The organism is Acinetobacter sp. Swhac1, assembly GCF_013390985.1.
Taxonomy (GTDB): domain Bacteria; phylum Pseudomonadota; class Gammaproteobacteria; order Pseudomonadales; family Moraxellaceae; genus Acinetobacter; species Acinetobacter towneri.
The window spans coordinates 1-14955 of record NZ_JACASN010000041.1 but is presented as its reverse complement, the minus strand read 5'-3'; the positions used below and the strand labels follow the sequence as shown (position 1 = coordinate 14955).

At 42.4% G+C, this 14955-nt stretch carries 5 protein-coding genes and 2 pseudogenes; 1 reads left to right on the top strand and 6 read right to left on the bottom strand.

Translation table 11 applies throughout. From position 1 onward, the window contains the following. Both HX743_RS14520 and HX743_RS14515 read right to left on the bottom strand, forming a co-directional pair. Positions 1-258: pseudogene (locus HX743_RS14520) on the bottom strand (IS3 family transposase); the annotation flags it as partial. Positions 259-394: 136 nt separating this feature from the next. Next, positions 395-799: pseudogene (locus HX743_RS14515) on the bottom strand (helix-turn-helix domain-containing protein); the annotation flags it as partial. Between the two features lie 135 nt (positions 800-934). Here HX743_RS14515 and HX743_RS14510 point away from each other — a divergent pair. Then, positions 935-1552: a CAP domain-containing protein gene (locus HX743_RS14510; protein ID WP_081406279.1), complete on the top strand. Its 618-nt coding sequence runs from the start codon at positions 935-937 to the stop codon at positions 1550-1552. 126 nt (positions 1553-1678) lie between these two features. Here HX743_RS14510 and HX743_RS14505 read toward each other — a convergent pair whose 3' ends face one another. From HX743_RS14505 to HX743_RS14490, 4 genes are all read right to left on the bottom strand, one after another. Beyond that, positions 1679-3118: an HlyD family type I secretion periplasmic adaptor subunit gene (locus HX743_RS14505; protein WP_178319561.1), complete on the bottom strand. Its 1440-nt coding sequence runs from the start codon at positions 3116-3118 to the stop codon at positions 1679-1681. Beyond that, positions 3115-5250 carry a type I secretion system permease/ATPase gene (locus tag HX743_RS14500; RefSeq protein WP_004678121.1) on the bottom strand — a complete coding sequence of 712 codons (2136 nt, stop codon included), beginning with the start codon at positions 5248-5250 and terminating at the stop codon, positions 3115-3117. The genes HX743_RS14505 and HX743_RS14500 overlap by 4 nt, the downstream gene beginning before the upstream one ends. 166 nt (positions 5251-5416) lie before the next feature. Then, positions 5417-6805: a TolC family outer membrane protein gene (locus HX743_RS14495; RefSeq protein ID WP_178319560.1), complete on the bottom strand. Its 1389-nt coding sequence runs from the start codon at positions 6803-6805 to the stop codon at positions 5417-5419. 107 nt (positions 6806-6912) lie between these two features. Further along, positions 6913-14919 (bottom strand): DUF5801 repeats-in-toxin domain-containing protein, encoded by an 8007-nt coding sequence (locus HX743_RS14490; RefSeq protein ID WP_214129027.1) that lies wholly within the window; start codon positions 14917-14919, stop codon positions 6913-6915. Between the last annotated feature and the right edge of the window lie 36 nt (positions 14920-14955).

Here is a 14955-nt window from a genome sequence, read left to right as displayed (position 1 = left end):
GCAGTTCTTTATTTTCACGTTCGAGTTGTTTAATACGTTCTTGATCTGAAAGTTGCTGTACTTTAATTGGGTTTTGTTTATCTAAATATTTTTGATACCAAACACGTAGAGTTTCAGGAGTACAACCCTTGCGCAGTATACTGCTCAGGGAGCAATAGCGGTGATCGCAGCCCAATTCGATGGATAATCTTTCTCGGATTCAATCAATAATTGAACCGCTCTTTCTCTGATTTCAGGGGTATATTTTACTTTTTTCATCGGGACATTCTCTCAGAAAGCTTGGTCTCCGACAAACCCGGTACGGTTCAGGCGTATGGTTTCAACTTATGCTACTTAAATATGTTTAAAAATCTCACTGCAGATTTAGATATTTCTAATCGCATAAAAGAACTTCGATACCATCCTGTGCCACTTTAGCTGCGAGTGCTTTCAAACGCTTCTTAAAGTTCTCTAAATCATAGCGTAACCAAATAGAGCGAACACCGCTACCTGAAACAAATACACCCTTCTTGCGTAATTCGTTACTAGTACGATGCTGCCCATAAGCTGGATACTGAGTTGCGAAATCAATGACTGCTAGTTCTGTAGCATCATCTACACGATTTTTTAGATTAGGTACTCGACGGGATTTATTGATCAATGCATCCATGTCACCAGACTGTACTAGCTCCTGATAGCGATGAAAAGTATCTCTAGAGACACCCATCACTTTGCATGCTCTAGAAACATTTTGAAGCTCTTCAGCTAAATTGAGTAAGCCTACTTTGTGTTTGATGATTTGATTGTTAGTATGCAACATAAGAAAGTTACCTTTGTTTGATTAAGATTTCGACACCTTTATCAAAATGGGTAACTTTCTCTTTTTCAAGAGTTATGTCCGATCAAGTCTGAACTAATACATCTGATGAATAAAAAAATTTGCTAGAGGTGCACTATGAAAAATATTGCTTATCATTCTTTTATATGCAGTCTATACTTTTTACTACATGGATGTTCAAATTCACAACCACAACAGCCTTTGCAGCATCAATCAAATAAAACCATTGCAAAATCAACAACGATACCCACTCAAAAAAATCCTCAACAGACTTTAGCCTCTTTTGACAAAATCTCTTGTGATGACATTAAAAATCCACAATATCAGCAAGCCGTTTTAAATGCCATTAACGTGATTCGGCATCAACCGCAACAATGTGGAAAAATAGCTTACTCGGCTACCCACTCGCTAAAATGGAATAATCAATTACAAACAAGTTCAACTGCACATGCGCTGGATATTTCGCAACGTCAGATTTTAAGTCATGTCGGTCGAAGTGGTGAAAATCTGAGAGCTCGTATTAAAAAAACAGGATACAAAGGTGGTGGTGGGGAAAATTTAGCAACAGGTCAAAGCAACCTAAAACAAGTTTTAGAAAATTGGCTGGCGCTCAGTCCCGGACATTGCGGTAACTTAATGAAACCCCAATTTAAAGATTATGCGATTGCCTGCGTTCGAAATGATGTAACTCATCGAACGTATTGGGTGCAACATTTTGGCACTGGAAAAAACTAAAAATGAATTTAGATTTTTTATCTGCTTCAATAAAATGTAAATTTCGCGCGTTTAAAATTTACTTTATAAATCAAAAATCCCTCTTTTCAAAAGAGGGATTTTAAGAGATTTCGGTTTTTATTCGACTTAACGTTCTGTGAAGGCATTATTTTTCGCTTTAAGAATTGGTTTAAGCAGATAAGAAAGAATAGTTTTCTTCCCTGTCATAATATCCAATTGAACGGTCATGCCGGGAATCACGGATAATCCTTTACCAAACGTTGGTTTATCAGTCACTGCACGGACAATATAAAACATATTGCCTTTCTCATCGGTAAATGTGTCTGGGCTAATATGTTTTACTTTCGCATTCATTCCGCCATAGATTGAAAAATCATAGGCGGTAAATTTAATTACCGCAGGCAAGTCTGGTCGTACAAAGGCAATATCTTTCGGCGATACTTTTGCCTCAACGATCAATTGACCATCTAAAGGCACAATTTCCGCCACTTGGTCGCTTGGTTTCACAACCCCACCAATGGTATTAAAGAAAATTTTCTGCACGATACCATTGGTCGGTGAACGAATATCGGTGGTTTTCACTCGGTCTGCTACGCCTGAAATACTTTCTTTTAAACTCACTAGCTGAGCTTGCGCTTCTGCCAGTTCATTGCGCCATTGATTTTTTAAACTCACCGCAGCCTCAGAAGTGCGTGATTGCGCTTCCCCAATAGATGCCTGCGTAGCTCTTAAATTCGCTGCCGCCTGCTTACGTTCACCATCGGCATTCGATACGTCACGTTCAAGGCGCAAAATATCCATTTCCGACACCGCACCAGTCTTTAACAAAGGTCGTGTGGTATTGAGTTCACGCACTGCAAGTTGATAGGCTCTTTCAGCTTGTCCGAGTGCAGCTTGAGCACGTTGCGATTCCTGTTGACGAGTCGAAACCGTACCTTGATTGGTCATCGTTCTTTGGCTCAGTTCGCGCAAACTTTCCGCATAATACTGGCTTTCTTGCGCCATAATGTTTGCAGCTGCATCAGGTGAAACCCCCGCAGGGACACTGCCTGAGGTATAGCCCGAGCCATTTAATTGTGCACTTAAACGTCTAACTTTGGTTTGCAAGGCAAAAATCTTGGCATTAACTTCATTCAAATTTGAGGTGAACCGTGTCGGATCAATACGAATCAATAGATCGCCTTTTTTGACGTGCTCACCTTCCTGCACATACACCTTTTCAACCACGCCACCATCAACCGATTGAATCACTTGCATCTGTTGAGATGGAATCACTTTTCCTTCACCACGAGTAATTTCATCCACTTTAGCAAAACCTGCCCAAATAATTAAACAAATAAACAACACTACAATCACATAAAGGATGACTCTTGCCTGAATTGGCTTTTGTGATTGAGTTACTTCTTGTACCTGACTTTTCCAATCATTTGTATCAGCAGGTTGATATTTTTTAAATAAATTTAAACGCCCTAGCACTGGACTCAGAACTTTTTCTGATTGTTCAATACTTTTACCTACGCCCCCAAACATCTTCTCTCTTTGGGTTTTATTGTGTTCTGTGCTCATGATACAGCTCCTGCAACTTTAGCTTGTTGGGGAAACATGGCTTTCATTACACTTTCCTTATCACCATCAGCAATAATCTTTCCATCTTCTAAAATAATAATTCGATCAACCAATGTGAGTAATGTAGGTTTATGTGTGACCAAAATTAAAGTATGTTGAGCTGTCATATAATGTTTTAGATGATGAATCACATGATTCTCAAGAGGAGTATCCATCGCACTGGTCGGTTCATCAAAAACCAAAATTTTAGCATTCTGGGCAATTGCACGTGCCACGGCAACCGCCTGCCGTTGTCCCCCAGATAATTTATGACCACCCTCACCCACTTGTAATGACAAACCATCTTCATGTGCTTTTAGAATCTGGCTTAAACCAGAAACAACCAAACTTTGTTCCAAAGCAACACGGCTAGCATGTGGATTACCTAAGACAATATTTGATAATACTGTACCGTTCAGCAATTGTATGTCCTGGGGAATATAACCAATCTGGCTACGTAATTCTGCTGGATCAATCTGACTAATGTTGGTTTGATCAATAAATACTGACCCTTCAGTCGGCTTATAGAGCGACAATAGAATCTTTTCAATTGAGCTTTTACCTGAGCCTACTTTTCCTAGAATCGCCACTTTCTCTCCTGCTCGAATAGAGAAAGAGATATTATTTAAAGCAGAATGTGATTCATTTGGATAACATAAGCTGACATTTTTAAATTCGATATGTCCTATAAGATGTGGATGACTCACCCAACCTTTTAGATTCTCTCGTTCCTGTTCAGCGTCAACAGTTTGATTCAGCATATTTAAGGCACTGGATGCCTGATAATATTGGGTTAATAAACCTGCAATTTGTGCAATTGGAGCCAAGGCACGGGTTGATAATAAATAACAGGCAATCAGTGCACCTTGTGTCAACTTTCCATCTACAATAAGATAAACTCCAACCAGGATAATCACAACGCCTGCTGTTTGTTGTACCCATCCAGCAAAATTACCAACAGTGCCACCAATAAAACGTAATTTAGAAGAATACTGTACGGTAAAACGAGTGGCTTTTTCCCATAAAGTTTGCATTCGTCCAGCAGCATTAAAACTTTTAATCGTTTCCTGATTATTTAAGGTTTCTATCAATAATCCCTGACGCTGTTGAGAAGCTTCTGACATCGCATCAGATAATTTTTTTAAACTAATATGAACTGATAATGCATAGAGTAAAATAATGATTGCAGCGATGACTAAAGGAATAACGAAAACCCAGGAAATAATACAGATAACAGCTAAGAACAGAACAAAAAATGGCAAGTCAATCAGTGATACCACAGTCATAGAACTGGTAAAAGAACGAATTGCCTCATAGGACTGAATATTGGAGGCCATCATACCAACAGACATATTATTCTGTTCCATACGCCGACCTAATACTTTTTCCATAATATAGGCAGATAGCTTGTTATCAGCACGGGTTGCAGCCAAATCAACAAAATAACTACGCACCAGTTTTAAAATAAAGTCAGCCGTAATAATAATCATGATTCCAAAGGCGAGTACCCATAGGGTATCTGTAGCATGGTTGGGAACAACACGATCATAAACATTCATTACGAAAAAAGGTGCACACAAAGCAAAGATATTGACGAACAGGGCTGCTAATAAAATATCTTTGTACATGGAACGGTGCTGTCGAATTACGCTCCAGAACCAATGCTGATTTGTCTTTTCCAGCTTAACCTTGTTATCCGCCACAAATTGACGTTGTTGCAAATAAATCACTGAACCCAGATATTTTTCTTGTAACTGTGCAATTGGAACTTCTGTCACGGTATCCGACATTTCAGGAAAATATACTGTTGCAGTCTGTCTTTCTGTATCAAAACGATATAAAACACAAGCTGTATTATTATTCAATATTAAAATGGCAGGAAAAACAAAATGGTTCAGTTGATCCAGATTCTGCTGCACCATATTACTTGTCAAACTTACCCGATCAGCTGCACGTGAAAAAAACTGAGGTATTAGCTTTCCATTGGGTAAAGGCAAACCTGATAATAAACCTTCTTGTGTAATACTAATTTCATAATCTTTAGCCACCCGAATCAGACATAAAGCTAAAGGATCAAATATTTGTGTTGTCACTTATTCACCATGAATCAAACAAGCATAAAAGGTTCATTATTCCCAAACTCAGAGTTATATCATTGAGTTAATAGAATAATTGTAAATTTACCTTACCCAAAAGAGTTGGAACATCTATAAAAACAGGGTGCAACAGCACCCTATTTTATTTTAACTGATTAACACATTATTCAACTTGTGCATTTGCCGCTGTACATACATTTGCAGCATTAATTTCACGCTGACTCACTTCTGATACAGCAGGTAAATTATCACGTTGAATACCGAGCGCAGGCAATAATTGACCCATGCTATACAGTGTTTGGAATTGTGCAACTTTCAAATCATATTGCGTAGTTACATAAGCACGATTGGCTTGGAATGCTTCATTTTCCGAGTCTAAAACATCAAGTAATGTACGACGACCAATATCAAACTGATCGTTATATGCTTTTACAACTGAAGCAGATTCATCACGATGACGTTGTAACCATTCTAACTGGCTGCTGTAGTTATTCACATTGTTATAAGCCACCGTTGATGTTTGGCGAATATCGACACATGCTTTGTTTTTCAAATCATTAGATAATGAAACACGTGCATTGGCAGCATTCATGGCTGCTCTGTCTGCAAAACCATTAAATAGATTGTAGTTGAGTCTTAATTCAACTGCGCTATCTTGCCCGTATTTATCGTTATCGGGATTGCTACGCTCATCAAAACTATTACGGTTTTGATATAAACCTGTACGCGCCACAAACGAAAGTTTCGGGTACATATTGGCTTTAAATTCTTGAGCACTCGCACGCGCATATTGCATTTCACTTAACGCAGCTTTTAAGCTGTTGTTATTGTTATACGCAGAGGTAATCAATTCTTGTGTGTTGTTTGGCAGTGCCACATTCACACTTACTGGCGCAAGATTACTACTTGGCTCCACCCCAACAATTCGTGCAAAACGTGCAGATACATCATTTAAGTTGGCCTGTTCAGTCATCAAGTTGGTTTGAGCAAGTGATAAACGACCTGTGATTTGTGACAAATCTGCTCTATTACCTACACCCTGATTGGTACGTTGTAATACTTGATTATAAACACGTTGATGATTGGCAAAATTTCCTTCTGCCAAACCAACCAGTTCGCGATAACGCTGTACATCTAAATATGCTTGAGTTGCTTCAAGTGCTTTTTGTTCAATACCTGCATTCAAATCGTAATAACGTTTTAGCGCAGCATAATCGCCTTGTTCAACTTTGCTTTTAATACGAAAACCATCGAACAACACTTGCGTTAATGCAATTTCTGCCTGACCTTGATTGAACCAACCACGATCACCATCGAATTCACGATTGCCTTTGCCATAGGCTGCGTTCAAATCTAACGATGGTAAATACCCTGCTCGCGCCTGTTTTTGGTTCGCAGTGGCTTCAAGAAAGTTTGACCATTGCACCTGAACTTCTGGGTTATTTTCAATCGCAGTTTTAGTCACTGAGGTTAAATCTGCTGCTGATACGGTCATTGCTACACTTGCCCCAGCAACCATGCTTGCGATTTTTGTTAATGCTAATACTTTCACAGGTTTCCCCTTGTTTTAAGGTTTCTTAAATGTTTAACGATGTTGCCATCATATTAATAAATAAATTTGGGATAGAGGGCGAAGTGACTACGCCCTCTACGCTAGGTTTAAGTCTGGAAGTTGGTTTTGCTGATCATGTCTTCTAAGTCGGCAAAGCTCTGACCTGTGACCACAATATTGACACTCTTCGTATTCGCTGTATCGTGAATATTGATGGTTGTACCGCTTGCACTCACGAACTGGCTCAAGGTTGCATCATTGCCATTCCAGCCTAGAGCGGTAAGCAATGCTGTCGCATCAATCTTGTCACCCAGCAGATTAAAGTCGGTGATGGTATCGGTATCTGGTGTAGCAAACAAACCAATATCGTTTGCACCCCAGACAAAGGTATCTGAGCCAGTTCCACCCGTGAGGATATCATTGCCTGCACCACCTCTAAGGATGTCATCGCCTGCCGCACCATTTAAGGTATCGTTGCCCGCACCACCATAGATAGTATCGTTACCAGCAGTACCCGCTTTACCAGCCCAGACACTCAGATCCATCTGTGCAGTTTTCAGGGGTGAATCATTACCAACTTTGGCTCCAGTTGTCACATCTGTTTCGTAGGTAAATGCTGTAATACCGATCTGGTTGGTCAGCTTACCTGCTGTAGCAGTATGCATAAACTTCAGCTCGTTCAGCTCACTCTGCGTCAAGCCCTTAAGCTCCCACGCCGATGTTGTTGCATTCCAGCTCGCACGAGTTGAATCCATAGCTGTCGTACCGATAAAGAACTGTACGCCTGCACCATCAGGGAAACCTGTCAATGTCAAATCTGTACGTTCAATATGCGCATCTACAACTGACGGATTATTGTTGTTAATTACAACCGGATCATCCATTGCAGCGTTAAGACGCAAGTCAATCAAGTCACCTGCAAAGCCAAAGCTCATGGTTGGGTTCAACTCAATACCTGTCGCATTCGGAACAATCACAAACTTAAATGGTAGATCATGTATCGTTGCCGCTGTACTACCTGCTTCCTGAGTCACAATATTCAGTTTTAACCCACTGTTTTGTGTACCGGCGATACCAGCTGGAAGTGTACCACTCCAGTTTGCAGGTGCCTGAATCCAGATCTTCGGTACTGTCGTCGCATTCGGTGCTGTTGGAACAACCCATAAACCCTCACCTGCGTTGTTGGCAAGCGCTTCACTACCTGCATTGCCATACCATACCGTAAAGCCGGTTGGTAAGCCTTCGATATAGACAGACTTAATGGTTTCGATTGGATCCGGCAACAAAGTACCTTTCCATGCAACTTCGGTGAATTTGTTAGCCGCCGTTGCTGCTGCACCATTATGCTCCGTACCATTCGAAGTCACCGAAATATCTGGTGGGGTATTGGTATGGTTCACTTTTAATACAGTCTGGTTGTGTGATACTTCAATTGATGTATCGACACCATTGACCAGGTCTGGATTTTCCTTGTTGCGTGCATACACTTCAAATGGAATGTCGCCACTGTCATAAGGGTCGGTTGGACGATATTCCAGACCAGTTACCAGTTTACTTCCCGGTGCAACAACAGGTACGACATAGTAACTGCCTGCAGGAATACCTGCCGGAACACTAGTCGTGGTGCTCAGTGCCGAACCATTATGATACAGGGTACCCGGAACAGCACTACTATCTATCTTGATGTAAACTACACCATCCACGACAACCCAGTCACCTGCCACATCTTTACCATTCGTCACTTCAAGACTGATTGGAATGATGTTTTCTTCCTCAACTGACGCTGGTGCATTAATCGTAATTGCACCCTCATCGGTCACAGGATATAAGGTAATACGGCTGTCTGCATCAACCTGTACCCAGAAACCTGCATTATTTTGCAATGTAACTGTTACATCCAGATCCCAGTTGCCCATACCACCCATACTATTGTTTGAGTTGTTATTAGCATCTACTGGTGGTACGACCCGAATCTCAGCCAGCATATCATTCAGAGCAGTCTGTAAATTAGCGTTTGGCTGATTTTGTCTTGTCATCGTCCATAGAACGATTGTTTCTCCATTTTCCTCTACTTCTGTACGGGTTAATCGATTATTCGCACCATCAACCAACTCCACACCATCACCCAGTTTGGTACGGATGGTTACCGTAACATCATGATGTGTTGATGTCGGGTTATTACTGATGTCAATCGTACCACTCACCACAGTATTCAGATTGATATTAGCACCATCCTCCGGATGGGTTGGATCTCGAGGCATTACCTCAATGGTTGGCAAGGTTTGAGGTACAGTACCTGCAAAGTCTGCGCTTAACCACCATGAGATAGAATCAGAAATCACCGCACCGGCTGTTCCATCTTGTGTAAATGTAGTAATGGTAATTTCAGTTGGGTTAATATCCCCTGCCTGACTACCAACCACAAAATCAACATATTTGGATACAGGACCATTCATAGTAGCCGTAGGGTTCTGGACAATCCATTTGCCATTACCAGCAAATATGGCTCCCGAAACAGTTACACCTTCCGGTACTCCCTCGATCACGATACCTACTATACGTTCACTACCATCATAGTCGCCACCAACCACAAGAGCGTTACCAGGCTGAGCCGGTTTGGTCACATCAAAGTTCACACGTACAGAACCATCGGTCGTCATGTGCAGGATATTTGGAAGATCTGCACCTGTACCTGTCGAAGTACCTGTTGTTGTATTAATCAATCCACGGATAACATCCATCGGATCAGTCACTTCACGGAAGTGTAATGTGTGATTCGCAGAGTCAATGCGTGTACTTGGATTAAGTGGTGTTGTAGAACCCAGCGCCGGATTTGCAGTATCACTTACCTGATACTGGATGTTATTAATGGTAATGTCACCATAATAGTTCACAGGACCCTTGACATATACATTGTTTACATCAGCAGCATTGAACTGATAATACTCAACACCACCAACATTCACTTTATGAGCAACTTCGGCATCGGTATATGTATAGTTACCTGTTGAACCGGAGCGTACATATAACGTCAGGTCACCATTCGTAGTATTTTTAATCTGATCAACACGAATACGTACCCAGTCCACAACTTCGTCCGTATCATTGCCTGTTTCACCATGATAGACAGGTCTAAAGTCAATCTTACTGTGTGTATAGTCGTCTTCCACTACATCCGATGTTACATTCAGTGTTGCTTCTACCGAAGGTACAACTTCAAAGACAACATTCTTCGGTGCAAAGAAGATTTCCGAGTTGTTGTCGTTTTCTGTTACGACAGGCTGCACAGTAAATGCGACACGACCACTAAAGTTCGGTGGTGTCTTAATTTTAATAGCACCACTATCGATATCCTGTGGTCGAATCGACCATAAACGAGCTTCACCCGTACCACTACCAATGATCGGACCAGCACCTTCCAGATCAAAGCCATCCGGTAAGCCAGTAATACGCAGGGTAAGCGTTTCCGAACCATCAGCAGATGTACCTGAGTTCTTCACAGAATTCAGTTCGCCTGAGGTTAAGCCATCTACCAGATCTTTAAGTAGAATCAGGTTCTTACCACCCGCACCAGCTCCACCAACAGTATCCAGATCAGATTCTACGTAGTGATTACCCACTGCAACAGTGCGATCTGTCGTATCCAGATCCGGAGTATCCGGTACACCTTGAAGGGTGATACGAATATCCAGTGGATGCTGAATCTGCGTCACAGAAGTATAGGCAGGATCCACAACACCCGGGATATAGAGGGTATCGACTGCTTCGGCATCCACTTTCAGGGTAAACTCGTTGTTACTGTCCTTAGGCGGTACCATCTCTAGTGGTAAATTGCTCTTAAAGTCATTGATAACCAGTCTGAGCTTACCTGCATTAGCCGGATCTGCTTCCAGATAAGCATTCGGATTGTGCGCCGGATCGCTACTTAGCAGTAACTTAGTAACGTTATAGTAGATCTCGGTACCAATGCCCACAGGATCCAGTGGATCCATAGGAATATTACTTACCTTGATATTAAAGGTTTCATCTGTATCCGAGCTAAATGGTTTGATGTTGAGTTTAATCTTGTTGTTTACATCATCATAGCCATGACCAGCTTCGGTACGATCATTACGTCCTTGATCTTCATACGCATGAATACGTGCATCGACCCCTACAGTAACTTCCTCAGCAACAGGCAGGACAATCAGGTTCTTCAACCATGCCACACCAGATGTTTCATAAGCTGTTGGGGTATTACTATCTTCATCATAATCACGGGTAACTGCCTGTACTTTAATATAGACTTCACCCGAGAAGTTTAGAGGAGACTTGAACTGTACTGTATCCAGATCCGCAACAGGAATGCGCACGCCATTGCCACCAGATGCACCACCACCAGGAACCTGGAACTGAGCACCTGTTATTGGCTCTAAACTAGTAATAGCGTTGGTCATCGGATCACGAACTACACGATATGCAGTCAATGCAGCAAAGGTGTCTTCCTTATTACCATTTGTACCGCCTGCACCTGTGCCATCTTCGTTATACCATGGCGATTTGAAGTTAAAGCTATCATTTGGTTTATGCAGTGTAAACCATTGATCTTCCTGAGCCACAGTCGTCAGTTGTGGATCATCCTTATTCGCTGGATTATAGGTATAAGTATGATCAGGATTCATGGTCAGATCGTCAGTACCTGGCTGTGCCGATGTATCGTTGTTCGCATTGTTTGCATTACCATCGGTATTACGTGGTCGCCAGTTTGCAGGGTTATCCCCATTCGTCGGGAATAATGGATTTCCAGATGGATCATCCCGACCACCTACTACTCCAGGTGCAGGATAGTATTCAAAGGATTCCGGTACTGCTCTTACTTCGACTGCAATCGTTAAGGATGTGTCTTTCGGTGCTGAGTTACCATGTATCGCATTACTGTCGGTTGAATTGACAATAACGTTAAAATCATGGTCCAGACTACTATGTGCTGGTGGCAGAATCTGGAATGCATCCAGTACCGCCTCACGAGCTACCTGATCAGATGTACCGTTAAAGGTAATCACATAATCATTGTCAATACCATCTGGATCGAGTGCGACCCATGCACCTGCCCATGTACCATCGTTTGTTGGCGGTATCAGTTTCCAGTCGGCAGGGATATCTTTGATGGTGACGCTATTCATGCGCTCGCCATGTGGATTTGTTAGGACAGTATAGAGTGCATCTCTATCTGAAACCTGAACGCCTGCAAGGAAATTAACTGCTGTATCTTCCCATGTCCATGGATCAGTCGTGTTGTTAACATCTCCTGCAACAGGTGGTACATTCAGATTTAACCAGATGGTGTTGTTAGCTGTATTCGCTTCTGACGGTACATTTGGTGTTGGATTCTGATTCGTGGTACCAGTTTGCCATACAGGTGCTGTCGCCGGATTACTGTCATGATCATAGTAGAATCCATCGCTATCACGGTCATGGGTATTAATCGTAATCCGAATATCATCGATCTCACCACTAAAGTCCTGACCGGCTGCAATACGGATTAACGAGAAGCTGGTTTCAGTACCAGTCTGTCCATTCGTGCCACTGCGACTGCTTATGGTTACACTTTCACCTTCGTTCAATACTCTCCAGTTACCATTGCCAGAAATGCTGCTATGCCAGACCATAATCGGACCGCCAGAACCATTTGGGTTGCTAATGGTAATCGAACGTACTTCTGAACCATCACGATCGGTATAAGCTGCATCAATTACAGGGTTAAGGGCAAAATATTTATCCTCATTAAGAGTAACAGTTGCATGTCGGTTATCCGTATACGCCATTGTGTAATTCGGATTATTCGATGGGTCAGAATCGCCACGAGCAGCGCCCATGGATACTGTTGTACCTGTGCTTGTACCTGCGGTTACAAAACTCGGATCATAAACCAGACTTGCATCATCAGTCACGGCACGTACAGACACCTGAATCGTTGAGGTACTGGTTGCACCCTGACCCAGAGCATCGTCTGAATTATTGTTTGGTGTCGTACCAGAACCCCATCCATACTCTGCTTCTGTACGGATTGCACCTGGTGTGCCTGTTGCATGACCCGCAGGATAGACTTCGTAGCTCGTCGCAGTAACATCTATAGAGAAGTTTTCATGACGATCTGCACCCGGTTTGGCACGAATCGCCTGATAGTCTGCCTCAGTCATATAGATGGTATTTGGCATACCCAACGTGATACCTGCATGGTGGTAGGTATGATCAACCTGACCCATAGCATCAACAATCACAATGTTATAAGTCTTGTCACCATTGCCGGCAGTAGAAGACGGCGTATAATCCGTACCTCCTGCATTCGTCAGGGTAGCACCGTTGTTGGTGTAATGTGAGCCTGTTGCAACACCATTAGGATGCGCACCATCACCTTTAAGAGTAAGTGTAATCACGCCTAGACGTTCCGGATTGTCACCAAGTGCATGATTCACACCTGTTACATCATTATCCGTATTATCCTTAATCGCAGGTTTCACCAGATTTAGAGCGACGGATGTATCTTCATCTGTAAATACATTCTGTACAGTAATAACCGGTGCATCATTGGATACAGGAATGACTTCCATGTTCACGGTAAAGGTTTTAGAACCGTTATCCGTTGTTGTGGTATAGGTAAAGGTATCTGTACCGCTAAAGTCACCTTTTGGATAGTAAGTAATCGTACCATTGACATTGACTTTGGCATAACCATATTCGGTTTCGTAGGCTTTTACACCATTCGTAACTTCGGCAGCACTTAGAATATTTTGAGCTACACCATTTACAAAAACCTGTGTATTGGCTGGAACAGGCGTACCTGCTGTACCTGGGTTACCAACAGCATTAATCACTGTATTCGCATTTGTTCCACCTTTTGCATCGGCATTGGTGTTAAAGGTATTTGAATGTTGCGTACCTGATGGCGGAATATACAAGTCTTCATACACAATGACATTGACAGGGATCGATGTGTCTGGTGCGTCGTCAATCACTGTCACCACAATGTTACCCACAGTGGTATCACCATCACCGTCTATAATACTTAAACTGTTAAATGGAATATTAATAGATGACAGACTGTTGTGTTCCAGTGCTTTGCTTAGGGTAAAGGTGTAACCTGCGGTATAGGCCCATGGATTGATGTTGTCCAATACAATGGTAAATACAGTTGCACCACCTGCACCATCGGTTGCGGTAATGGTATGACCATCGACTGAAAGTACAAATACCAGATTTTCATTGTTGGCTGGACCTGTACCGCCATTTGCAACAATGTTGTCCCAGTTGTTTTCCAGATTATCAATGGTTGCTTGGGTAAACTTGACATCGGCAACACTACCTGAATTTTTATCTGCACCAAAGTTCAGGTTTAATGTACCTGTTTTGGTGAGTTCTAATGGGTTCGGGTTACTACCTAGTGGTAAGTATCGCTCATCCAAAATCGCAGTAGTCGAACTGGTGAATGTTGGACCATCGTCCAAGAATTTGAAGCGATCGCCGATGTTGATACTATGCGTTGCTGTATCACCATCCTTATCGGCAATCACACCTTGAAGTCGGATTGCAGCATTCGCAATCGTTGCAGGTGTTGCCAACTCATCTGGATCGGCTGGGTTTGCATGACGAATTGAACGAGATTGCGTCAAGGTCACATCATCGCCACTTAAAGCGATACGGAATGCTTCCGCACCTGCTGAATTTGCACTACTCACATTACCAACACGACCAACCACATCATTATCCACTTTGTAGAGGTAAATAAGATTGCCTGTTTCGGTATCACGCAAACCACTTGAAACACCTGTTGTTGAAACTTGCAGTGTTTTAACAATACTACCTGCACCATCTGCACCATAATTCGTGGTAAACGCATTGGTTGCAAAACCTTGAAGCTTATTGGTTGCTGCGGCATTGAATGGTCCCATTCCATCTGGGTCAGTTGCTGGTAATGCACCTGTGGCTAGGGCTGATTCATCAACAGCAATAATACCTAATGTAGAACCTGCGGTAATGGTTGGCGCATCATCACGGAAGCCAACTTTGTCGCCCAGGTTGATGAACGCACTATGCACGTCACCATCTTTATCCGTCGCTGTTGCTGTCAGGGTCACGGTGTCTGTGGTCAGCGTGATCAGCTCATTCGGTGA

Excerpts from the sequence above, each read along its gene's own strand:
- HX743_RS14510 (WP_081406279.1), top strand. The coding sequence starts at position 935 with ATGAAAAATATTGCTTATCATTCTTTTATATGCAGTCTATACTTTTTA.
- HX743_RS14505 (WP_178319561.1), bottom strand. The coding sequence starts at position 3,118 with ATGAGCACAGAACACAATAAAACCCAAAGAGAGAAGATGTTTGGGGGC.